The sequence below is a fragment of the Pontibacter populi genome (assembly GCF_019336435.1).
Lineage (GTDB): Bacteria > Bacteroidota > Bacteroidia > Cytophagales > Hymenobacteraceae > Pontibacter > Pontibacter humidus.
Genome location: NZ_JAHWXQ010000007.1, coordinates 54999 through 77864, shown reverse-complemented (window position 1 = coordinate 77864; position 22866 = coordinate 54999). Strand labels below are relative to the sequence as shown.

At 45.5% G+C, this 22866-nt stretch carries 19 protein-coding genes; 10 read left to right on the top strand and 9 right to left on the bottom strand.

Going from position 1 to position 22866, the window contains the following annotated elements; genetic code table 11:
- Positions 1-13: 13 nt before the first annotated feature.
- Positions 14-2092, bottom strand: coding sequence for a thiamine pyrophosphate-dependent enzyme (locus KYK27_RS17615; RefSeq protein ID WP_199111629.1), 2079 nt, complete (start codon positions 2090-2092; stop codon positions 14-16).
- 207 nt (positions 2093-2299) lie between these two features.
- On the opposite strand from KYK27_RS17615, the gene hemF reads away from it, so the two are divergent.
- Together hemF and KYK27_RS17605 are read left to right on the top strand one after the other, a co-directional pair.
- Positions 2300-3199, top strand: coding sequence for an oxygen-dependent coproporphyrinogen oxidase (hemF, locus tag KYK27_RS17610; RefSeq protein ID WP_199111628.1), 900 nt, complete (start codon positions 2300-2302; stop codon positions 3197-3199).
- A 6-nt stretch (positions 3200-3205) separates the two neighbouring features.
- A complete protein-coding gene (locus KYK27_RS17605) occupies positions 3206-3784 on the top strand; it encodes a phosphatase PAP2 family protein (RefSeq protein ID WP_199111627.1) in 579 nt (192 codons plus the stop codon).
- Between the two features lie 198 nt (positions 3785-3982).
- Here KYK27_RS17605 and KYK27_RS17600 read toward each other — a convergent pair whose 3' ends face one another.
- Positions 3983-4570, bottom strand: coding sequence for a riboflavin synthase (locus KYK27_RS17600; RefSeq protein ID WP_199111626.1), 588 nt, complete (start codon positions 4568-4570; stop codon positions 3983-3985).
- A 171-nt stretch (positions 4571-4741) separates the two neighbouring features.
- Between KYK27_RS17600 and KYK27_RS17595 the strand changes: the two genes are divergently transcribed.
- The 3 genes from KYK27_RS17595 to KYK27_RS17585 all read left to right on the top strand — a co-directional run bounded on the left by KYK27_RS17595 (position 4742) and on the right by KYK27_RS17585 (position 6652).
- Positions 4742-5401 carry a protein-L-isoaspartate(D-aspartate) O-methyltransferase gene (locus KYK27_RS17595; RefSeq protein ID WP_199111625.1) on the top strand — a complete coding sequence of 220 codons (660 nt, stop codon included), beginning with the start codon at positions 4742-4744 and terminating at the stop codon, positions 5399-5401.
- 95 nt (positions 5402-5496) lie between these two features.
- Entirely contained in the window at positions 5497-6030 is a 534-nt protein-coding gene (locus KYK27_RS17590) for an acyl-CoA thioesterase (RefSeq protein ID WP_199111624.1), read from the top strand.
- Between the two features lie 4 nt (positions 6031-6034).
- Positions 6035-6652, top strand: a complete 618-nt coding sequence (locus KYK27_RS17585) for a hypothetical protein (RefSeq protein WP_199111623.1) — start codon at positions 6035-6037, stop codon at positions 6650-6652.
- Between the two features lie 157 nt (positions 6653-6809).
- On the opposite strand, the gene KYK27_RS17580 is transcribed toward KYK27_RS17585, so the two are convergent.
- From KYK27_RS17580 to alaS, 3 genes are all read right to left on the bottom strand, one after another.
- Positions 6810-7931 (bottom strand): TlpA disulfide reductase family protein, encoded by a 1122-nt coding sequence (locus KYK27_RS17580; protein ID WP_199111622.1) that lies wholly within the window; start codon positions 7929-7931, stop codon positions 6810-6812.
- A 9-nt stretch (positions 7932-7940) separates the two neighbouring features.
- Complete coding sequence (gene gatB / locus KYK27_RS17575) at positions 7941-9398, bottom strand: Asp-tRNA(Asn)/Glu-tRNA(Gln) amidotransferase subunit GatB (protein WP_199111621.1); 1458 nt, start codon at positions 9396-9398, stop codon at positions 7941-7943.
- 72 nt (positions 9399-9470) lie between these two features.
- Positions 9471-12107: an alanine--tRNA ligase gene (alaS, locus tag KYK27_RS17570; RefSeq protein WP_199111620.1), complete on the bottom strand. Its 2637-nt coding sequence runs from the start codon at positions 12105-12107 to the stop codon at positions 9471-9473.
- 202 nt (positions 12108-12309) lie between these two features.
- Here alaS and KYK27_RS17565 point away from each other — a divergent pair, with 202 nt between their 5' ends.
- The 3 genes from KYK27_RS17565 (at position 12310) to KYK27_RS17555 (ending at position 14850) form a co-directional block, all read left to right on the top strand.
- The gene (locus tag KYK27_RS17565; RefSeq protein ID WP_199111619.1) at positions 12310-12657 is read left to right on the top strand and encodes a MerR family transcriptional regulator; all 348 of its coding nucleotides are present in this window, start codon (positions 12310-12312) and stop codon (positions 12655-12657) included.
- Positions 12658-12678: 21 nt separating this feature from the next.
- Complete coding sequence (gene dprA / locus KYK27_RS17560) at positions 12679-13800, top strand: DNA-processing protein DprA (RefSeq protein ID WP_199111618.1); 1122 nt, start codon at positions 12679-12681, stop codon at positions 13798-13800.
- Positions 13801-14034: 234 nt separating this feature from the next.
- Complete coding sequence (locus KYK27_RS17555; RefSeq protein WP_199111617.1) at positions 14035-14850, top strand: aminotransferase class IV; 816 nt, start codon at positions 14035-14037, stop codon at positions 14848-14850.
- 59 nt (positions 14851-14909) lie between these two features.
- On the opposite strand, the gene KYK27_RS17550 is transcribed toward KYK27_RS17555, so the two are convergent.
- From KYK27_RS17550 to KYK27_RS17535, 4 genes are all read right to left on the bottom strand, one after another.
- Positions 14910-17522, bottom strand: coding sequence for a SusC/RagA family TonB-linked outer membrane protein (locus KYK27_RS17550; RefSeq protein ID WP_199111616.1), 2613 nt, complete (start codon positions 17520-17522; stop codon positions 14910-14912).
- Positions 17523-17640: 118 nt separating this feature from the next.
- Positions 17641-18414: an MBL fold metallo-hydrolase gene (locus KYK27_RS17545; RefSeq protein WP_370583655.1), complete on the bottom strand. Its 774-nt coding sequence runs from the start codon at positions 18412-18414 to the stop codon at positions 17641-17643.
- A gap of 308 nt (positions 18415-18722) precedes the next feature.
- Positions 18723-19517 carry a thymidylate synthase gene (locus KYK27_RS17540; RefSeq protein ID WP_199111615.1) on the bottom strand — a complete coding sequence of 265 codons (795 nt, stop codon included), beginning with the start codon at positions 19515-19517 and terminating at the stop codon, positions 18723-18725.
- Between the two features lie 121 nt (positions 19518-19638).
- Positions 19639-19902, bottom strand: a complete 264-nt coding sequence (locus tag KYK27_RS17535; protein WP_199111614.1) for a hypothetical protein — start codon at positions 19900-19902, stop codon at positions 19639-19641.
- A gap of 202 nt (positions 19903-20104) precedes the next feature.
- Between KYK27_RS17535 and KYK27_RS17530 the strand changes: the two genes are divergently transcribed.
- Together KYK27_RS17530 and KYK27_RS17525 are read left to right on the top strand one after the other, a co-directional pair.
- Entirely contained in the window at positions 20105-20713 is a 609-nt protein-coding gene (locus KYK27_RS17530; protein WP_233150505.1) for a hypothetical protein, read from the top strand.
- Between the two features lie 145 nt (positions 20714-20858).
- Positions 20859-22799, top strand: coding sequence for an AAA domain-containing protein (locus KYK27_RS17525; RefSeq protein ID WP_199111613.1), 1941 nt, complete (start codon positions 20859-20861; stop codon positions 22797-22799).
- Positions 22800-22866: the final 67 nt, after the last annotated feature.

Below are 22866 nucleotides of genomic sequence, written 5' to 3'. Positions count from 1 at the left end.
GGTAAACTATAGTTTAGTAGTTCAGCAGGTCCTCTATCGTTGCAGCTACTTTATCCGGGTTAGGCAGCATCATTTTCTCAAGCTCCACATTTAGCGGTATTGCCGGCAGGTTAGCAGCCCCTAAGGTATAAACCGGGGCATCTAGTTGCTGGAAACATTCTTTTGAGATACGGCCCGCCAAAGACTCTGCAAATGAGTTCATCAAAGGTTCTTCGGTTAATACCAACGCTTTTCCATGGCGGCGAACCGAGGCCAGCACCGCATCAAAATCCAACGGGTTAAGCGTGCGAAGATCTAGGATTTCGATACTTCCCGGGAACTGTTTGGAAGCTGTTTTGGCCCAGTAAACACCCATACCATAAGTTATTATGGTCATGGAGTTACCCATCTTTATCTGATCACCGGAAGCATACTGAACTACATTGGCCTTGCCAAGCGGTAGGATGTAGTTTTCATCCGGCTCTATAGTTTTGGCGTCTTCGGTTCCTGCTACTTTAGACCAGTACAGGCCTTTATGTTCCAGCATGATAACCGGGTTCGGATCCAGGAAAGCAGCTTTCATCAGGCCTTTCATATCGGCAGCATTGCTTGGATACACTACTTTTATACCGCGTATCGTCAGCAACGTAGACTCTATACTACCCGAATGGTAAGGCCCGCCTCCACCGTATGCCCCGATCGGTACACGGATAACGGATTGCACCGGGAATTTACCCATGGACAGGTAGCAGCTCTTCGATAGTTCTTCTACCAACTGGTTCATACCCGGCCAGATGTAATCCGCAAACTGGATCTCAACTATAGCCTTGGCACCAACGGCCGACATACCTGCTGTAGAGCCAACAATGTACGCTTCCTGAATCGGGGTGTTGAACACACGGGTATCTCCGTACTTTTTAGCCAGCAAAGCAGCTTCACGGAACACACCACCTAATTCACCGCCAACGTCCTGTCCGTAAAATAAGGCTTCCGGGTATGTTCTTAAAATATCATCTACCGCATGCAGTGCAGCATCCACCATAATCGCCTTCTCTGCTCCTGCTGGTGCACGTTCACCTTTTTCTTCGGTAACGGGAGTTGGAGCAAATTCGTGCTGGTCAAAGGTAGACGGATCAGGAACTGGTGCATCTAAAGCTTTCTGATAATCAGCGGCAACTATTCGTTGTGCTTCCTGCTCCAGCGCTTCAATTTCATTTTCCGTTACATCCAGGCTTAAAAGTGTTTGTTTTAATCTAGGAATCGGATCATTAACAGCATGTTCCTGCAGGTTATCGCCACGGTACCACTCCCGGCGCACACCCGAGGTATGGTGACCAAGTAGAGGAACTTTTGCATGCACCAGTATAGGCTTACGCACTTCGCGGGCATATTCAAAGGCAATTCGCATGCCTTCAAACGACTCGGCAAAATCGGATCCGTTTACGCGCAGGCGCTCCATGCCTTTAAAGCCGGCAGCATACTCGTAGGCATCCATAGCTCGCATTTCCTTGCCCGTCGCTGAAATACCCCAGTCATTATCCTGCACCAGGTAAACGATTGGCAAACCTTTCAGCACTGCCATCTGGAATGCTTCGGCAACTTCACCTTCTGTAACTGAACCATCGCCCAGCGAGCAAAGTACCACCGGTTTCTCATCACCGTTTAGTAAACCCTGGTTTTCGAGGTAGGCAATTCCGTGGGCCATGCCTGTTGCCGGAATAGCCTGCATGCCGGTTGCAGAACTCTGGTGCGGTATAACCGGGAAACCTTCACGTTTTAAAGATGGGTGGCCATAATAAGTACGACCTCCAGAAAAAGGGTCATCTGCTTTTGCCATTAACTGCAGCATCAGCTCATACGGCTGCATTCCAATTCCCAACAGCACAGAATCATCGCGGTAATAAAGCGCTGCGTAGTCGTAAGCATTAAGCTGAAAAGCAGCGGCAAGTTGTATAGCTTCGTGGCCACGCGAGGTGCTGTGCACATATTTACTGCAGATCGCTTTATTCTCTTCGTAGGTGTCTGCCATGGTTTTGGCAGTTATCATCAGGCGGTAGGCTTTCTTCAGGACAGCAACATCCACCTTAAAGTCTTCCAGTGTATCTCGTGACATTTTTTATACTTTAGTCTTGCCCGAAGATACTAAAATCAAACCTGTTTCTAAAATCTATAGTTCGTTCTGTAAAACCCGCATATTTAAGTAATTTTGTAACTTCTTGACAAAAGACTTATTGACAAAGGATTAAAGACTTTTGGCTGGAAATCATTGTTTACAGTCGTTTGTCTTTTGTCAAAAAAGTCAAAATATCAATAAAAATATATGTTCAGAGACGAAGTAGAAGCCTTTATGCGCCAGTTTCAGCTGGATTTGGTACGCGACCTTGAAACGTGCGATGGCGGAACCACTTTCCAGACAGATGAATGGCAGCATGCCGAGCATGGCGGCGGCATAACGCGCATTATTGAGCACGGTGCTGTGCTTGAAAAAGGCGGTGTTAACTTCTCAGCGGTTGGTGGTCAGCTTTCTCCTCAGTTTCTGAAAATGCTTGAAATGCCGGACCCTAATTTCTTTGCGACCGGTGTTTCGGTGGTTATGCATCCGCACAACCCGATGGTACCCATCACGCATATGAACGTGCGCTACTTTGAGGCCGGGGATGGCAAAGCCTGGTTTGGTGGTGGCATCGACCTAACGCCTATCTATCTGGACCTGAAACAGGCGCAGGAATTCCATAAGGCTATGAAAGCTGTTTGCGACAAGCACCACCCAAGTTACTATCCTGAGTTTAAAAAGTGGGCTGATGATTACTTTTTTAACGTGCACCGCAATGAGACGCGCGGTGTAGGCGGCATTTTCTTCGACAGGCTGATGGCTAATGATGATTTTACCTTACAGCAGCGCTTTGAATTTGTAAAGGACGTGGCTTATGCTTTTGCTCCGTTTTACACCGCGATCATCAACCAGAACCGTAACCTTCCTTATAACGAAGAACAGAAAAAGTGGCAACTGATTCGCCGTGGCCGTTACGTAGAGTTTAACCTGGTATATGACCGTGGTACCAAATTCGGGTTAATGACCGGTGGGAGGATTGAATCTATTCTGATGAGTTTACCGGAACTGGCCTCCTGGGTTTATAACCATCAACCTGTGCCAGGCAGCCCTGAAGAGCAGACGCTGAATTACCTGAAGAAAGACATCGATTGGATAAACGTACTATAGACTGAGATGCTGGAAAAGCTGATTGAGCTTGACAAAGAGCTTTTTGTTTATCTGAACGACATGCAGTCGCCTTTCTGGGATCCGATCATGCTTTTCGCTTCGGATAAGTATGTGTGGGTTCCTTTTTACCTGGGTCTGATCGGGTATGTGATCTGGAAATATAAACGCCAGAGTATACCCATGCTACTGCTGGCTGTACTAACTATAGCTTTGGCAGATAGTATCACTTCCGGTATTTTTAAGCCCTATTTCGCCCGCCTTCGTCCCTGCCACGATGAAACGCTTTCGGATGTAATAAACCTGGTGGCTGGTTGTGGTGGGAAGTTCGGTTTTATGTCGTCGCATGCGGCTAATGCCTTTGGTTTTGCCGTTTTCTTTAACCTGATCCTTTCCGACCGTTACGCTATCTTTAAGTTTATACTGATTGCCTGGGCGGTTATAGTTTCTTACAGTAGAATTTACCTGGGCGTTCATTTCCCGGGAGATGTTTTGGGCGGGGCTATAGTTGGTAGTTTTGCAGCGTATGTTTGCTCACTGGGCTATGCTATAGTTTTAAAGAAGTATAGTTGGTTCAGGGTAAGATAACTTGGGCCTACGAACGTTTAAAAACCTGAAAGCAATTAATCGCTCCGTAGCTAGACGCTCGTAGGAGCTACGCACGCTACGAGGTCTAGTTCATCTTATAAATCATATAATCCTGTAAATCCTGATTCAGACAAAAAAAGAGACGCTACTTCCAGCGTCTCTTTTTATAAAATCTAATAAGTTCTATTAATCAGCAACTCACGCCTTGCCCAGCAATCGTGCTACATACTTGCCAATAATATCAAATTCCAGGTTTACAGTATCGCCAGGCTTTACGCTGTATAAATTGGTATGCTCGTAAGTATAAGGAATAATTGCCACTGAGAAACGGTCTGCCTGGGAATCTACAACCGTCAGGCTAATGCCATTTATGCAGATAGAACCTTTTTCTACGGTTACATTTCCGATGCCGGCATCATACGAAAATGTAAATTTCCAACTACCATTTTCGTCTGTAACACTTTCGCAAATGCCGGTTTGGTCTACGTGGCCCTGAACCACGTGCCCGTCGAAACGGCCGTTCGCCTGCATGCAGCGTTCCAGGTTTACCACATCACCTAGCTTCAGGCTGTTCAGGTTTGTTTTCTGTAGCGTTTCATCAATAGCAGTTACAGTATAGCTATCACCATCAATAGCTACCACAGTAAGGCACACGCCGTTATGCGCCACGCTCTGGTCTATCTGAAGCTCGTTTGTGAATGCCGACGAAAGTGTAAAATGCTTGTTGGTGGCTTCATCGCGGATGGCTTCTACCTTGCCCAACGTTTCAATTATTCCGGTAAACATAGTTCTATAGTTTGTGGCACAAAGATACGCGATAATGGTAGTTCAGAGAAAGTTATCAGCCAAATACTCCGGTTTATAGGTTAAAATAGGCTATAGTTACTTATTTTCGCAGATAAGAACCCCTGTAGCTTACAGGCAGTACACATAACTATAGCCAAAGTAATATTAACAATGGAAACTGATCTGTATAAACACAAAGGAATGCGCCGCGGGCTGGTGCAGCATCTTCGCCAGAAAGGTATCCGCGACGAACGCGTACTTGCTGCTATAGATGCAGTGCCCCGCCATTTCTTTTTCGATAAAGCCTTTGTAGAGCAGGCGTACCAGGACAAAGCTTTCCCAATAGGTGAAGGCCAGACGATTTCGCAACCCTATACCGTGGCTTTCCAGACAGAACTGCTCCGGCTAAGACCAACCGATAAAGTACTGGAAATCGGTACCGGCTCTGGCTACCAGTGTTGCGTTTTATTACAGATAACACCAAACGTTTATACCATAGAGTACAACAAGCCACTTTACGAAAAAGCACGGAGATTTTTTGCCAGGTATGGTTTAAAGCCCAACACGTTTCATGGCGATGGTTCAGAAGGGCTGCCGATGCATGCCCCCTACGATAAAATTATAGTTACTGCCGGTGCCCCTGTAGTTCCCCGTAGCCTTTTAAAACAATTAAATGTGGGCGGTATACTGGTTATACCTGTAGGCGACGAGAGCACCCAGAAAATGTTACGCATTACCAGAACTACGGAAACCGAGTTTGAGCAGGAATCTTTCGACGACTTCAAGTTTGTGCCCTTACTGGGCCGCGAAGGCTGGGATGCTGGCGCTTAATGTTATTTTATAGCTTATCTTTTATCAATTAGTTAAGAGCGTTTTTTGTTTGGATGCTCTTGCCCTATCTTTGTACAAAGATCCAAGAACCAACTATGCGTAAACAAAAGAAAGTAAGCGAATCCTATGTAATTATGACCGAGCTGGTATTGCCAAACGATACCAACACCCTGCACAACCTGATGGGTGGTAAAATGATGCATTGGATGGACATTGTATCAGCTATTGCCGCTCAGAAACACTCAAATCGTATAGTTGTTACAGCATCCGTAGATAACGTTTCTTTCAGAGAAAGTATAAAGCTGGGGAATGTGGTTACCCTGGAGGCAAAGGTTACACGTGCTTTCAGTTCCTCTATGGAAGTACACATTGTGGTTTATGCCGAAGACATTCCAAGTGGTACCAAGGTATTATCAAACCAGGCTTTTTTCACCTTTGTTGCGGTAGACCAGTCAGGTAAAGCGATAGATGTGCCGGAAGCGGTTCCTGAAACTGAAGAAGAAATCAAATTATATGATGGTGCCTTACGCCGCCGTCAGTTGCGTCTGGTATTGGCTGGCCGTATGAAGCCGAGCGAAGCCAATGAGCTGAAATCTATATTTGATATTAAAGAAAGCGCGCAAAGCTAATTATATGTCAGGATTACAGGCAGACGAACTAAGCAGCGAGTTTTTAAAGAACTTCTTACCTGAAACTATATTTTTAGTGGATGGCGAAATGACTGTGCCTGCTCCTGCTAGACAAGAAACTATAAAACCGGAACAGCCAACTATAGTTGAGCCGGTTGCTGCCGCTAAGCCCGAGGCGCACATAAAGGATATTCCAAAGCTGCCCGAAATACCAAAAGAAGTTACAGCTCCGCCAAAGTATAAAACGATTGGCGAAAACAGGAAAGGTGTTGCTGTATTGGTAACAATGCCAGATGAAGCATTTATGCACTTACCACAACTTGGCTTTCTGCAGAAGATTTTAACAGCGATCGGGTTACAGCCAGCAGATGTAGCGTATGTGAATAATTTAACCGGGGCAAATGCGGTATTCGAAGACTTGCAGCAAACCCTGCAGGTAAACTATATCATCAGTTTTGCCAGTCGTGTGGAGTCTAACCTGCCTCATGATAAATTTACGTTATACAATCCTGTAATGCTCGGGGCAGTGCCCATAGTGTTCTCCCACTCTCTTGCAGATCTGGAGCATGACCAGGATAAGAAAAAGTTACTTTGGGGAGCGCTTCAAAAAACGTTCTTATAATTGCTTAAACTATAAAATTTGTTTTAAATAGGAAGCCATTCATCAGTAACATTAGGGTTTCTATTTTTAGTCAATATATAAGCTTAGAGCCCAGGATATAAAAGAAAAGCCTTTCCAGTTACGGAAAGGCTTTTCTTTTATAATGAAGTGTAATGATTTAATTCAGCACTTCGGCTAGTTTGGCCTCCAGCTCTTTACCGCGCAGGTTTTTGGCGATAATACGGCCTTCTTTGTCAAGTAACAATGTCTGCGGAATAGCTGTGATGTTGTAGATACCGGCAGCAGCACTCTCCCATCCTTTCAGGTCCGATACATGTGGCCAGGTCAGTTTATCATCCGCAATCGCTTTCAGCCATTTATCACGGTTCTGATCCAGCGACACGCCAAAGATCTCGAAACCCTTATCTTTATACGCATTGTACATACGCACTACGTTCGGGTTCTCTTTGCGGCATGGTCCGCACCAGCTAGCCCAGAAATCGATCAGGACATACTTACCACGCAGCGACGACAAAGAAGCTGAGCCACCATCTGGTGTAGGCAACGTAATTTCAGGAGCCATCTGCCCAACTGCTGTGCTGCGCATTCCTTTCAGGCGCTCATTCAGTTCTGAAGTATACTTTGAGTTTGGTAGATTCTTACTGAAAAGAGTTGACATGCTGTCCGCAAAAGCGAAATCAGTAGCAGGGTCGATAAGGGTAAGCGTGCCAAACGTTGAAACTACCGAAGTCGGATGCTGTGCCAGAAACTTCTTAATTTTAACCTGGAGTGCATCATATTCTTTTTTGATAGCTTCTGCTTCTTCAGTTTTGCCTTCGTTGTTAGCCTGCATAAAACGCTGCTCCAACTCCATTTTCTGCATCTGCGTTTCATTCACCATCTTATTCAGCTCCTGAAACAATTTTGAATCGTCAGAGCCTTCGATCTTGGAAGTTCCGTTCAGATCCTTGGCATCCGCTTCCAATTTTACGTTAGTAGCTTTATCCAAAACCAGGATTACACCGTCGCGCTGATCAATTGTTACCCGATAAAAAGATGGTTCAGCAATTTCGCCTTCAAAATTAAAGGTGCCGTTCTCTCCTACCGCTACGGTATCACGTGGCACAAACTGCTGCTTGTCCAGTTCAAAGAGATAAATATTGCTTCCTGCGGTGGCATTATTCAGTTTACCCTGAATAGTGTATCCATCTTCACCGTTTGTAGCAGACTTATTGCCCTGGCAACCAACCAGCAAAGCGGCTGCAGATGCGACAATAATATAGTTTTTATAGTTCTTCATAATAATCTATTAAGCATTCAGGCGCTCAACCAACAATTTGTTCGCAACTTTAGGGTCGGCCTTGCCCTTGGTTTTTTTCATGACTTCGCCCATAAACATGCCCACCAGGCTTTGCTTACCAGCTTTATACTCGGCTACTTTCTGCGGATTGCCAGCCACCACTTCAGCAATAATAGCTTCCAGTGCTCCGGCATCAGAATCCTGCAACAGGTTCTGCTCTTCGGCTACCTGGTGCGCCGGTGTGCCCGGGTTCTCCAGCATGTAAGGGAAGATTTTTTTTGAAGCAACCGAGTGGCTTACCTTGTTCTCATCTACTAAAGCAATAATCTCAGCGATGCTATGCGGCTGCAGCGGGAAATCCTTCATATGCAGCTGCAACTCGTTCAGATACGATTTCACCGGACCCATTACCCAGTTAGATGCGGCCTTATAGTTGGTAGTATACTTACACAGTTCTGCATAGTATAAAGCTACCTCTTTTGAATCAGTTAAAACGGCAGCGTCATATTCTGGCAAACCGTACTCTTCGGAAAAGCGCTTGTATAGTTCCTGCGGAAGACTCGGCATAGTTTCCTTAATGCGCTCCAGCCACTCCTGCTCAATTACCAACGGCGGAAGGTCCGGCTCCGGGAAGTAGCGGTAATCGTTCAGTGTTTCCTTAGAACGCATGGCCGTGGTAGTGCCGGTGTTGGCATCGAAGTTTCGCGTCTCACCGTCTACGGTGCCACCGTTCTCCAGCACCATGATCTGGCGCTCAATTTCGTGCTCGATAGCGCGCTGCACGTTACGGAAGGAGTTCATATTCTTCACTTCCACCTTCGTACCCCATAGCGGAGAATCCTTCAGCATCACCGAAACGTTGGCATCGCAACGAAGCGAGCCTTCTTCCATGTTACCGTCGCAAATATCCAGGTACTTCACCAAACGCTTGATCTCGGTCAGGTAGTTATAGGCTTCAACAGAGTCGCGGATATCCGGCTCTGATACGATCTCGATCAAGGCAACGCCTGCGCGGTTAAAGTCAACCAGCGTCTCGGTCTCGCCCGCTAAGTGCATTGATTTACCGGCATCTTCTTCCATATGAATGCGAGTAATACCAATCTGCTTGTCGTTACCATCTGCATCCTTTACTATTACATGGCCAGCCGTACAAATAGGCGTCTTATCCTGTGTGATCTGGTAGCCTTTCGGAAGATCGGGATAGAAGTAATTTTTACGGGCGTAAATGTTGTAGCGCGTAATGTTACAGTTGGTAGCAAGGCCCATTTTTACAGCCATCTCTACCACTGTTTTATTGATGCGTGGCAAAGTGCCCGGATGACCTAGCGTGATAGCACTCAGGTTGGTGTTTGGCAGCATGCCGTATTCCGTAGAGTCAGAACTATAAGCCTTGCTCTCTGTTAGCAACTGCGCGTGTACCTCCAGGCCGATGATCGCCTGGTATTTATTTCTGATTGATTCTTCCATTTTTATAATGATTAATGACGAATGAGTAATGACTAATTTATAGTTAAGCCATTATTCATCAATCATTATTAATTAACCATTAATCATTGATTTCACTAACTCTACTGCTTTGCCAGGTACCGCCTGCAGACCAGCAGTGTCTTTACCACCGGCAGTGGCATAGAACGGTTGACCACCGCCGCCACCTTTAATTTCTTTGGCAAGTTCGCGTACCATCTGACTGGCGTTCAGATTCTTTTCAGCAACCAGATTATCCGATAACATTACCGCGATCTGTGGTTTGCCGTCAATTTCAGCAGCCAACACAAGTATAAGGTTATCAACTACCTGACGCATGTCGAATGCTAGCTTTTTAAGGTGATCTGCGTTGCTTACTTCTACCTGCTCGGCTACCAGGCTAACACCGTTTAATTGATGTGCTTTTTGGGCCAACGTATCTTTCAGTCCGCTCAGTTGCTTCAGTTCAAATGCTTCCAGTTGCTTCTGCAGGGCTTTGTTGTCGTCCTGTAGTTTCTGAACTGCTCCTGATACATTGCTTTGGGTGTTCAGCACTTCGCGTACGGCATGTAACTCATCTAACTGCGCTTGTACAAAGTCTTCAGCAAGTGTAGCAGTTACGGCTTCAATACGGCGAACACCGGCTGCTACGGAGCTTTCAGATACGATCTTAAAGTAACCGATCTCGCCGGTATTGTACACGTGCGTACCACCGCAAAGCTCAACAGAGTGCTCACGATCGAATGCGATCACGCGAACGTATTCGCCATACTTCTCACCGAACAGGGCTGTTGCTCCCATTTCTTTTGCTTCGGCAATTGGTACGTTGCGCTGCTCTTCCAACGGAATGCTCTGGCGCACGCGTTCGTTCACGATATGTTCAATCTCCCTTAACTCGGCATCTTCTACTTTAGAGAAATGCGAAAAGTCGAAACGCAGTACCTTTTCGTTTACCAGGGAGCCTTTCTGCTGCACGTGGTCACCTAAAACTTTACGTAAAGCGGCATGCAGTAAGTGCGTAGCAGAGTGGTTCTTACGGATATAGTTACGGCGCTCAAAATCGATCCCGCTACGGAATGCAGCTTCTAGATTTTGTGGCAACTTAGCCGTGATATGCAGTATAAGATCGTTCTCCTTTTTCGTGTCCAATACTTCGATTTGCTCTGAATCAGAAACCAAATAACCAGTATCTCCAACCTGGCCACCACTCTCTGCATAGAAAGGCGTTCTGTCAAGCACAATGTGATACTCGCTCTTAGTCTTGGTCTTTACCTGGCGGTAACGCACGATGTGTGAGTCTGAAACATTACAGTCGTAGCCTACAAACTCGGTAGTAACGTCTGGCTGAACGATAACCCAGTCGCTTTGCTCGGAAGCTGATGCGTTACGGGAGCGGTTCTTCTGCTGCTCCATCTCCACGCCAAAACCGGCTTCGTCTACTTTTAAGCCTTTTTCACGGGCGATCAGGGCAGTCAGGTCCAGCGGGAAGCCGAAGGTGTCGTATAGTTCGAAGGCAGTTTTGCCATCGATGGTATTGTTGTTCTCTTTGAATTTTGCTTCCAGTGCATCCAGTCTTTTCAGACCGTTTTCCAGCGTACGTAGGAAGGCGTTCTCTTCTTCTTCGATCACGCGCTGCACAAAGCTCAATTGCTGCTTCAGCTCAGGGAACACAGTTTCCATCTGGTCGGCAAGCACAGCAGCCAGTTTATACAGGAACGGCTTTTTGAAATCCAGGAAAGTGAAACCATAACGCACCGCGCGGCGCAGGATACGACGGATCACATAACCAGCTTTGTTATTAGATGGCAGCTGCCCGTCAGCTATGGTGAAGGCAATGGCACGAATGTGGTCAGAAATTACACGGATGGCAATGTCTGTCTTTTCGTTTTCGCCATACACCACGCCAGCTTCTTTTGCTACAAACTGGATCAGCGGCTGGAAAACATCTGTATCATAGTTGGAACGCTTGCCCTGGATTGCCATGCACAAACGCTCGAAGCCCATACCGGTATCTACGTGCTGCGCAGGTAGTTTTACCAGCGAACCATCCGCCAAGCGGTTGAACTCCATGAATACGTTGTTCCAAATCTCGACAACCTGCGGGTGATCGTTATTCACTAAAGACTTACCGTCAACTTGCGCACGTTCTTCATCCGTACGCAAATCGACGTGAATCTCCGAACAAGGACCACACGGTCCGGTATCGCCCATCTCCCAGAAGTTGTCCTTTTTGTTACCCATCAGGATACGGTCTTCTGCAATCATCGTCTTCCAGATGTTAAAGGCATCCTGGTCCATTTGCAGGTTCTCAGAAGCATCGCCCTGGAAAACGGAAACGTACAGCCTGTCTTTAGGCAGCTTGTATACTTTGGTAAGTAATTCCCATGACCATTCTAAGGCATCCTTTTTAAAGTAATCGCCAAACGACCAGTTGCCCAGCATCTCGAACATGGTATGGTGGTAAGTGTCGTAGCCTACTTCTTCCAGGTCGTTGTGCTTGCCGCTTACGCGAAGGCATTTCTGGGTGTCGGCGATGCGCTTGTAAGGCGCAGGCTTGTTACCCAAAAAGTAGTCTTTGAATGGGGCCATACCTGAGTTGATAAACATCAGGGTTGGGTCGTCTTTAACCACGATCGGTGCCGATGGCACGATCTGGTGTTGCTTGGAAGCGAAGAAATCCAGGAACTTTTGTCTTATCTCAGCTGAGTTCATCTATGATTATTAAGCCTTTAGATACTATCTGCTATACTTGTTGTTTAAGAACAAAAAATATAGAATTTTTGCCTTTCAGAAGCACGGATATTTTTCGCCTTCCGGGAAGCCAATTACTAGCAAAAGTAGCATATTTTAGCTGTAAAGCGTAACATCCCTCCGAAAATTAACTGTGCGCAAACTATAGTTTAGCCATAGCCTTATGCCTTATAAAGAAAAAGAAATAGAGAAACAGTACTATACCATCGGTGAAGTAGCCGCTATGTTTGATGTTGCTCCATCGCTGATCCGCTTCTGGGAGACCGAATTTGAACAGCTGCGCCCCAAGAAAAACAAGAAAGGCAACCGCCAGTACACTAAGCAGGACATTGAAACATTACGTACCGTATATCATCTTGTAAAAGAGCGCGGCTATACCATTCAGGGTGCTAAGGATGTAATGAAAAACAAATCTGTGCAGACCAAGGATAAGATGGAGATCATCGATTCGCTGGAGAAAGTGCGCTCTTTCCTGGTGGGTATTAAGAATCAGCTGAACACCAAAGCCTAAATCCTGCGTATTTCCCTAACCATGGGAGATAACCAGAACCTCTACGAAGTTGCCATTACCCAGATACCCGGTATAGGGCCACAGCTTACGCGCCAGCTGGTAAGTTACTGTGGCTCACCGCTTGGCGTATTTCACGCGCCGCCGGGTAAACTCCAGAAAATTCCGGGAATTGGTCCTGTTGCTTATAAAAACCTAACGCAAGGTACCAAACAAGCTTTATTACAAGCTGAAGAGATACTGAAACAGGCCGAGCAACACGAAGTACAACTGTTATTTTATACTTCTCCGAAATATCCTGACCGGCTGAAACAAATCGCCGATGCTCCTATCCTGTTGTACTTCCGCGGCAACGGCAACCTGAATCAGAAACGCATCATTTCTATAGTTGGCACACGGCAGGTCAGCAACTATGGGCAATCCGTTACCGAAAAAATTGTAGCCGATCTGGCTCCTTATAACGTGCTTATCGTTAGCGGCCTTGCTTACGGAATTGATATCATCTCGCACAGAGCAGCATTACAGGCAGGTTTGCCAACTATAGGCGTCATGGCCAGCGGACCAGAGATCATGTATCCGGCTGTGCACCGTAAATATGCAGAGCGCATGTTGACGCAGGGCGGTTTATTGACCGAGAATACATTTGGCACGAAACCCGACGCTCCCCGTTTCCCGGCACGAAACCGCATTATAGCCGGCATGAGCGACTGTACTATAGTTGTGGAAGCTGCGCTAAAGAGCGGTACACTCATCACAGCAGACCTGGCGCATGGCTACGACAAAGAAGTAATGGCAGTGCCTGGCAATATAACTTCGGCTGTTTCAGAAGGACCAAACCATCTCATCAAAAACCATAAAGCCGCCATTTACACCTCCGTGCAGGATCTTATAGAATTACTGAACTGGGACCTAGAAGATGAAACAAATGCTCGTAAGCAAAAGTCACTGAACTTCTCTCCTAACGATTATACTATAGACGAGCTGAAAGTATTAAACCTTCTCGTACAAACGCAGGATGAGCACATGGACAACATCAGTTGGAAAACTCAGATTCCGGTAAGTTTGCTGGCGTCGGTGCTGCTAACCCTGGAGTTTAAGGGAATGATAAAGGCAATGCCTGGCAAACGGTTTGGGTTGATTCGTTAATCGTTGTTAGGTGTTAGAGGTAGGATACTGCTGTTTCGGATTTCCTAATCCGCCGCCTTTTAAGTACGGGGATTAGGAAATCCCCTGCAGTTAGCTTTCGGACTAGGAAGCCCGAAAGAGCAGTGATAGCTCACACTCGCGGGACGCGAGCGAGGGCAAGGCAGTTATCTTAAGCTTTACAGAAATACTTCCAAAAACTCTTAACTTTCAACTCTTAACTCTTAACTAAACTAAATGCTGCTTTACAACGGCGACTTTATTCCGGAAACTCAACTGCAACTGCCGCTTACGAACCGGGCTTTTCAGTATAATGATGGCTTTTTTGAGACGATTATAGTTTCTGACGGAAAGCTGCGTTTCTGGGATGACCACCTATACCGCATGAAAGCCGCGGCAAAGACTTTAGAGTTAGAATTTCCCCAAACTATAGTTTCAGAAGAGATTGAAGAAAAGCTGTTGCAACTGGCCGAGAAAAATAATGCGGTGAACTATGGCAGGCTGAAACTGAAACTATGGCGCAGCGGATCGGGGCTTTATACCCCTGAAACGAACCTGGCTGACTGGCTTGCAACTATAACTCCTGCAACTTTAGCTACTACATCTCCCCTGAACATTGGCATCTGTGAAACTATAACAACCAACTATAGTGCATTCTCTTTTTTTAAAGGGCCGAATGCATTGCTGTATGTAATGGCGGGTACCGAAAAAAAGGAAAAAGGCTTTGATGACATGCTGTTACTCAACCGACAGAACCAGGTTGCAGAACTGATCTCATCCAACATCTTCTGGCTAAAGGATGATGTGCTCTTTACTCCCGCTATAGATACAGGTTGCGTGCAAGGCATTGTCAGGCAAAACATCCTTAGGTGGGCGCAGCAAGCGGGAACTATAACCAAAGAAGTGTATTATGATTTGGACAGTCTATTAAAGGCCGATTCAATTTTCAGCTGTAATGTAGCCGGTATCCGAAGTGTAGCAACTATAAATGGTATGCCGGTAACTATAGATGAAAGTTTTGTAGAGCAGCTACGAAATGAACTGTTTACTTAACTATAAGGGTAAACAAAAAGCACAGGTGCTTAACCTATGCCCTTCCGTATTCTTTGTTGTTAAATCTCCACTTTAAGACCGACAGAAAAAGTAGCTGGTTGCGGGTATTGGCCGTAATCAATTCCTCCTGCCACTTCGGGGTCCTGGCCGCTATAGTTTGTTAGTACGAATGCATTCTGCGCAGTAGCCGTAAGATTCAGGTTTGCACGCTCTTTCCAGATACTTCCTACCCGATAGCCTACCTGCAAATACTCCAACTTAATGAAGGATGCATCTTCTAAAAAGTAGCTTGATGTTTGCTGTCGGTATTCAAAGCCGCTGTCATAATAGCTGCGGGTAATGTTCTCTAAATAATTGGGGCCCCAAACCATAGCAATAGAGCTTCGTAAGGCATCTGCCATATTATAAACCTGTTGTCCGGTTGCTGCCCGTAACAGGAAAGAGGCTGTAAACTTTTTGTAGCTTAGATCGGAAAGTAGGCCAAGCATCCACTTCGGATCTTTTTGGCCCATTGCAATTCTGCCGGAGGAATCTGCTCCTTTATACTCGCCTTCAACAGGCTTTCCGGACTCATCATATACCTGACCTGAAACATAAAAAGAACCAACCGGGTTACCTACGAACATCGTCAATGTAACAGGCCCATCAGGTCCGTACTTTAAGTTTTTTACGTTTTGATACAGGCTATTAACTTTTGTAAGTGTATGGCTCAGGTTAGTGCCAATGTTCCAATTTAGATCATCATTAGAAACCAAACTATAACTTATAGTTGCTTCCAGTCCTTTAGAGCTTATTTCTCCGCCATTAACATACCTTCTGATGTAGCCATTGGAAGATGTTTGGTATACATAGTTATAGAGATCGGATGTTTTGGTCTGGAAATAGTTTACATCTCCGGATAACCTGTTATTATTGATACCCCAACTCAGGCCGGTGTTCCATTTTGTCGTATTTTCATATCTAGGATCACCCTTTGAGAACTGATTTGCACCTAGATCTGGCTTTACAAAATAACTATAGTTGGCGTGCAGGCGCAGCATACTTATAGTTGGTATACCAGCAATAAAGCTCTCGTTTGCTATATTCCAGGCTGAGCCAATTCCCCAGGTAATGAGACCTTCCGTATCACTCATAACAGTTGGGTACTTTTCCTGGGTAAGCGCCCCATTCAGGAAATAACGGTCTTTAACGCTGATACCTGCCTCAGTAAAGAGCGATGCAAATTCAGTCCTGGAATTGTAGTTGTAATAGTTCCCGTTTACCTTATCGCCATCCGGATCATAAACTACACTTGTGCGTGTTTCATACTCATACTTCCTTGTTTGCGCACCAACTGTAAATGCGAGCTTACTCTGTAATGAATTCAGTGGCTGATTCAGCGACAGAAAAGCTTCTTTCTGCTCCCAGTTTATAGCCGCGCTGTTCGCTTGAAGTCTCCCCTTTGTACTTGATACGGCTACCATCTCTTTAGGCTCATATGCGGAGTAAGCGTTTTCCTGGTCGCGTAATGAGTAACGGACGTTGAGGCTAAGTTGCGGGAAAAAGTGTAGTTTGTATTGCAGGTGCGCCTGCCCCATAAATGAATTGGTTTCGTCTATGCCCCGATGTAGCTCCAACAGGCTTAACGGGTTAGAAGGAGCATACTGATCGGCCGTTCCATCTTCATGCAGGTAGGCAAAATAATTTCCATAATTATTCTGCTGGTGAACGGGTTGTGTAGGGTCAAAAGACAGCGCAGCACCAATTGCTCTTTCGTTGGCAACACGTATGCGTTGGTCTGCCTTCCGTACATGCAGGTTGAGGTTTAAATGCTCTTTTAAAAAGACAGGGTTTAAAGTAACTGCAAATGAAGTGCGCTTCTGTTGAGAAGTTTCTAAAATACCGTTCTGGGTCAGATAGCCGCCAGACACACGATATGGCATAAAATTAAATGCAGTTCCGGATACACCCAGGTTATGGTCGTGGCTGAAAGCTTTTCTGTAGATCACATCCTGCCAATCTGTATTGTCGTTGCCAAGTAACGCTGCTTCTTTCGGATATTCTTTCTTAACCAAGTCCCTGAATTGCTCTATATCCAGTATATCCGCTTTTTTTCTTAAAACTGATATGGCAGTTGTAGTTGTGTAAGTAACAGTAGGGTTAGCATTTTCCGCGCCACTTTTGGTAGAAATAAACAAAACCCCATTTGTAGCCCTAGAACCATAGATGGCATTGGATGCAGCAACTTTCAGCAGCGTTATAGAGGCAATGTCTTCCGGGGCAAGGAAACTTAACAAACCTGTATAATCGAAAACATGCGTGCTTTCCAGCGGAACGCCATCTACAACTATAAGCGGAGCGTTGTTGCCAAAAACAGATGTGCCGTTACGGATGATGAGTTGGTCACCTTTACCTGGCCTGCCGTTTCCCTGCACAACCTGAAGCCCGGTGAAATGACCGGCAATTAGTTGTTCCGGCGTCGAGATTAAACCTTTGTTAAGGGATTTAGCTGGAACATGTTCTGTTAGTTGCTCTACATCTTTAGCTCCATAGGCGGTTTCCAGGGTATGCAGTATTTTTATTCCCTGAACCTTATGTACAAGCTGTGTAGAATCACTTTGCTGAGCTTTAACTACTGAAGAAAATAAGAGAACACAAAAAAGCGTTCCTGCGGTGCGTAAAGTTTGTTTCAAGCGGATTAAGGTTTGGTTGTAAGATTGGATGAAATTATGAAATATATTTGAATCTATATAAAACAAAAAAGCACAGGCCTAAGACCTGTGCTCCTTTGCACTAACTATAGTTTATAGCTTATTTTTTCTGCTGCTGTTGCGGGTACCAGTTTCGCAATCTTACATCAATGTTTTTGTCCTTTTCGTTGACCATTTTCTTGAAAGCTTCCACATCAGCCAGGCCTTCGGTACCACGGTAATGGTACGGATAAATTACTTTTGGTTTGAAGGCCAGCACGCCGCTGGCAGCCTGGTCAATGTCCATCGTGTAGGGCAGGTTCATGCTCACAAAAGCGACATCAATATTCTTCAACGCCCGCATCTCCGGTATGTCTTCTGTATCGCCGGAGATGTAGATACGCTTACCTCCTAAAGTTAAAATGTACCCATTGCCCCTACCTTTCGGGTGTTTTGCATCAGGTGCTTCTGGTAAGTTATACATCGCAATAACTTCAATGGCTATGCCTGCCAGCGTGGTGTCTTCGCCGTTACCGATAACTATAGCCTGCCCCTTATACTTTTCCGGTAGCTGATCGGCTACGGCTTGCGGAACCACAAATTTTGCGACTTTCAGATCCAAAGCATCCAGGGTTTTCGGGTCCAGGTGGTCGCCATGTATGTCGGTGATCAATACCAGGTCCGGTTTAGGAATAGTTTTATAGGCATCTGCACCGCCGTACGGATCTACGTAAATGTTCATGCCATTCCAACTCAGTACAAGCGAACCATGCGTAATCGGCTGAAGCTTAAGCTGACCTTTATTGGTTTTAACCATGTCGAACTTAGGCGGCTGTGCATAGGTATGCAGTAAAGCCAGGCAGCAGATCATCGTAAAAAGAGCTTTTAATTTCATAGTATAAATTGGTTAGTGAGTTTAACTATAAAGTAAAAAACATAGATTTTTGTTTACGTAACTGCCTGCTTTTCATTCCGCCATCAGGCCGGTCTGGTTCTCAAATAATTTCGCAGAACAATACCTGCCCTGATTGTTGTGTAGATTATCAGTATTCCAAAAACCAGATTCTTTTTCTGAAATGGACTTTCCTGAAAATAATCTGTTGAGAAAAACATAATTATGATAGCGCTTACAAACCAGGTAAGCAGGTTTATCACTAGAAACCTTTTTGTTGGCTGTTTAAACAAATTGTTCATCGTTTTAATTTAAACAGCCACAGGTGCCTTAATGCCCGGGTGTGGGTTATAGTTTACCAGTTCAAAATCTTCAAATTTAAAGTCGAATATATCTTTCACATCCGGGTTGATAACCATAGTTGGCAACTGGCGTGGTTCGCGGGTTAGCTGTAATTTTGCCTGCTCCAGGTGGTTGGTATACAGGTGTGTATCGCCGCCTGTCCAGATAAATTCGCCGGGCTCTAGTCCGGTTACCTGTGCCATCATCAATACCAGTAAAGCATACGACGCAATGTTAAATGGTACTCCCAGGAATACATCGGCAGAACGCTGGTATAGTTGGCAACTCAGTTTGCCTTCGGCAACATAAAACTGGTAAAACGCGTGGCAAGGCGGCAGCTTCATGTGCTCGATCTCTGCTACGTTCCAGGCACTAACTATAATTCTTCTCGAGTCGGGATTATTTTTAAGTTGGTTTACTACCTGCGTTATCTGGTCGATGTGGCGGCCATCGGGTGTTGGCCAGCTGCGCCACTGCGACCCGTAAACCGGTCCTAAATTCCCGTTCTCGTCAGCCCATTCATCCCAGATGCTCACGCCGTTCTCTTTCAGGTAAGCAGTATTAGTCTCGCCTTTCAGGAACCACAGCAGTTCGTGTATAATAGACTTGAGATGCACTTTTTTTGTCGTTACCAACGGAAAACCTTCAGCAAGATTAAAGCGCATCTGGTAGCCAAACACGCTCAGTGTACCTGTTCCGGTTCTGTCTTCTTTCTTCACACCATTATCTAAGATGTGCTGCATCAGGTCTAAATATTGCTTCATGGTAAGGTGGGCTTGCTATAGTTAAGAGTTGGAGGTTAAAGATAAGGGCAATCTGCTTAAAACAAAAAACCTTCTGCTTACAGGCAAAAGGTTTTCCGAGTTGGCTAAAAGTTATAGTTAATTACTTTTTAATTTTTGTTTCTTTGGCCGCTTCTGTTTTAGCAGCCTCCTTTTTCATGCAGCAAGAAGCAGTTTTACCTGCATCAGCCGTTTCAGACTTCATGTGGCAGCTTTCCACTGAAGCCGTAGCTTTTTTGTTTTTTTTGCCTTTTTTGTCCTTATCGGTATGCTCCATTTTGCATTTACCTCCTTCGCAAGCGAGTGCAGAAGTCGCGCTGGCACCCATAAAGCCGGCGATTGCTAAAACCAGAACTAATTTTTTCATAATGTCGGGGTTAATTTCTTGTGTTGATGGACTTTTCAGGAGTAAAGATAGGGAAATAACGAAATGCGCAAAATGATGTTTCTCACTTCTGTCAAACTATAGATTCGGCTTGCTCATGTTGGCCCTTTCTCTAAAATAAATCAGACTTTATCCAATATGCTTGCCATATTTGCGTGTAAGTAACATGGCAACTATAATAACGATGAAGAAAAACGTAATACTCCTGTTGGTGCTGCTGTGTGCCGTATTTAGTAACATGCAGGCCCAGGATGCACCATCCAAGGAAAAAGAAAAGGCCCAGGAAGACAAAATTGCCCGTCTGATGAGCGAACGTGAGCAGCTGGTGCTGGAATACCAGTATCTGAACCAGCAAAACAACAGTTTCTGGGGAAACAAATCAAAAAAAGACCTGCTCAGTATAGTTGATACGCTGAAAGAACTCATCCGGAAAGACTCTGAGCTAATTGCTGCGGTAAAAGAAGCCAGTATTAAAAAGATTGCGAAAAGTACCGTAGAGAACCAACGGTCCGGAAAGCAGATTGTGGTAGATCAGCGCCAGATAAATAACCGGATACAAGGTTTACAGAACCAGGTAGATGGGTTGCAGAACCAGCTGAAAAAGCGGGAGCGCATTGTAAAAGACCTGGAACTACAACTACAGGAAGCCCAGGAAAAGCGCTATGGCAAAGACAAGGTTATCACAGTGCTGGCTATCGTTTCGGCTATTCTCCTGCTGTATGCTATTATACTACAGGTACGCCTGAGCAATGCTAAAGCAAAACCTAAAACTACCCGTAAAAAGAATGCTTAAACTATAGTTTAAAACTATAAAAGACGGAATTAATAGATATAACTTTTATGTTATAGTTTGCTTGCCTTTCGGCAGGTACACGTATATAACTGCTACTACAAGGCAAGGGCTGGCGTGACTATACCAGCCTTTATTTTTGATATAGATGAGAGACATTTTTGAAGAACTGAAGCAGGTACAGGAACTGCTTAAAATAGAACAGGAAGAAGACCGCCAGCAATACAAGATCAAAAGCCTGAAAAGCACGATTCAGGAGCGCATAGACATGGGCTTTTGCTGGTACCCGGTCGTAATTTCGAAAGAAGAAATTGGCTTTGGTAACAAAGTAGTTATAGAACTGGAGCGTACCTCGGGCCGCGATCAGCTACACCTTTTCCAGACTGGTAAAGCGGCAGCTTTATTCAGCAACAGCGGCGAGCGCAACAGCCTGAACGGTGTTATAGTTGGGCTAAAGCGTAACAAGATCTTGCTGGCCACCAACAAAGAAGACCTGCCTGACTGGATTGATGACGGAAAGCTCGGGATAGATTTGACCTTTGATGAGATGAGCTACCGCGAGATGGAGTTCGCTTTAAAGAAAACCATCGAAGCAACTAAATCCCGTCATGCTGAACTGCGCGATGTGTTGTTAGGAATAAAAGAGCCTGTTTTTACAGATGCCAAGGTTCCTGAAATAGCTGCACTGAATGATTCTCAAAACGAAGCTGTTCGCAAAGTAGGGCAGGCCAAGGATGTGGCGATTATACATGGCCCCCCAGGCACAGGTAAAACTACTACGTTGGTTCAGGCGATACTTTATACTTTAAAGACCCAGAAACGCTTACTGGTAACAGCCCCATCTAACACAGCCGTAGACTTGCTTACCGAGAAACTGGCCAACGAGGGTGTGAATGTGATCCGTATCGGTAATCCGTCGCGGGTATCGGATGTCTTGCTGGAGCATACCCTGGATGCACAGATAATGGACCATAAGGCCTATAAGGATCTGAAAACAGTGCGCAAAACCGCTGAAGAATATAAGCGCATGGCCTACCAGTTCAAGCGCAAGTTCGGGCACGAAGAACGCATGCAGCGCCAGCTCTATAAAGCTGAAAGCAACCGCCTGTTAGACGAAGCCGATAACATTGAGCACTACATCACCGAAGATTTACTGGAGCATGTACAGGTAATTACGTGTACGCTGGTTGGTGCTGCCAATAAAGCCATCCGCCACCTGCATTACGATACCGTTTTTATTGACGAAGCTGCTCAGGCCTTGGAGCCTGCCTGCTGGGTTCCGATCTCACGCACAAACCGCGTGGTGCTGGCCGGCGACCATTGCCAGTTGCCGCCAACCGTTAAGTCATTCCTGGCCGACCAGAAAGGCTTAAGCAAAACACTGTTTGAGAAATGCATCGAGCGTCAGCCAAATGTATCAGTAATGCTGAAAACACAGTACCGCATGCACCACCACATTATGCAGTTCTCGAACGAACAGTTTTATAATGGTGAATTAACAGCGCATGAAAGTGTACACAGCAGTGACCTGCATGGCTACGATACCTTTTTTAAACCCGGTTTAGCTGTGGAGTTTATAGATACGGCTGGTTGCGGATACAACGAAGTAGTAAACCCCGAAGCGCAAAGCTCGGCAAACCCCGAAGAAGCGGATTTACTACTGAATCATCTGCAACTGTTGCTGAAAGATTATGTGCAGGATGAAGAAGTAGCGCCGTTAAGGATTGGCGTAATAGCACCATATAGGGCCCAGATAAATTACCTGCAGGACAAAGTGGAGCACATGCCGCACTTGCACGAACTTTACCAGAAACGTGAGCTTTCGATCGGTACGGTGGATAGTTTCCAGGGACAGGAACGCGACATCATTTACATCAGCATGGTGCGTAGCAACGAAACCGGCGAAATAGGTTTTTTGAGTGATATCCGGAGAATGAACGTGGGTATGACGCGGGCTAAAAAGAAACTGGTTATAGTTGGCGACAGCGCTACACTTTCAAATCATCCGTATTACGATGCCTTTTTAAAGTATACCGAAAGTATCAATGCTTATAAGAGTGCCTGGGAACTGACCGAGTGCCTGCCTTAACTGATAATTTGAACCGAAGCATAAGAAAGCAAGTATAATTCTTTACCTTGCTGTCATCAAAAAATCA

Coding starts and splice junctions, on each gene's coding strand:
- KYK27_RS17590 (WP_199111624.1), top strand. CDS start 5,497: ATGCGTAAACAAAAGAAAGTAAGCGAATCCTATGTAATTATGACCGAG.
- KYK27_RS17530 (WP_233150505.1), top strand. CDS start 20,105: ATGAAGAAAAACGTAATACTCCTGTTGGTGCTGCTGTGTGCCGTATTT.
- KYK27_RS17595 (WP_199111625.1), top strand. CDS start 4,742: ATGGAAACTGATCTGTATAAACACAAAGGAATGCGCCGCGGGCTGGTG.
- KYK27_RS17545 (WP_370583655.1), bottom strand. CDS start 18,414: ATGAAATTAAAAGCTCTTTTTACGATGATCTGCTGCCTGGCTTTACTG.
- KYK27_RS17585 (WP_199111623.1), top strand. CDS start 6,035: ATGTCAGGATTACAGGCAGACGAACTAAGCAGCGAGTTTTTAAAGAAC.
- KYK27_RS17540 (WP_199111615.1), bottom strand. CDS start 19,517: ATGAAGCAATATTTAGACCTGATGCAGCACATCTTAGATAATGGTGTG.
- KYK27_RS17580 (WP_199111622.1), bottom strand. CDS start 7,931: ATGAAGAACTATAAAAACTATATTATTGTCGCATCTGCAGCCGCTTTG.
- KYK27_RS17525 (WP_199111613.1), top strand. CDS start 20,859: ATGAGAGACATTTTTGAAGAACTGAAGCAGGTACAGGAACTGCTTAAA.
- KYK27_RS17555 (WP_199111617.1), top strand. CDS start 14,035: ATGCTGCTTTACAACGGCGACTTTATTCCGGAAACTCAACTGCAACTG.
- alaS (WP_199111620.1), bottom strand. CDS start 12,107: ATGAACTCAGCTGAGATAAGACAAAAGTTCCTGGATTTCTTCGCTTCC.
- dprA (WP_199111618.1), top strand. CDS start 12,679: ATGGGAGATAACCAGAACCTCTACGAAGTTGCCATTACCCAGATACCC.
- KYK27_RS17565 (WP_199111619.1), top strand. CDS start 12,310: ATGCCTTATAAAGAAAAAGAAATAGAGAAACAGTACTATACCATCGGT.
- KYK27_RS17605 (WP_199111627.1), top strand. CDS start 3,206: ATGCTGGAAAAGCTGATTGAGCTTGACAAAGAGCTTTTTGTTTATCTG.
- KYK27_RS17600 (WP_199111626.1), bottom strand. CDS start 4,570: ATGTTTACCGGAATAATTGAAACGTTGGGCAAGGTAGAAGCCATCCGC.
- KYK27_RS17615 (WP_199111629.1), bottom strand. CDS start 2,092: ATGTCACGAGATACACTGGAAGACTTTAAGGTGGATGTTGCTGTCCTG.
- gatB (WP_199111621.1), bottom strand. CDS start 9,398: ATGGAAGAATCAATCAGAAATAAATACCAGGCGATCATCGGCCTGGAG.
- hemF (WP_199111628.1), top strand. CDS start 2,300: ATGTTCAGAGACGAAGTAGAAGCCTTTATGCGCCAGTTTCAGCTGGAT.
- KYK27_RS17535 (WP_199111614.1), bottom strand. CDS start 19,902: ATGAAAAAATTAGTTCTGGTTTTAGCAATCGCCGGCTTTATGGGTGCC.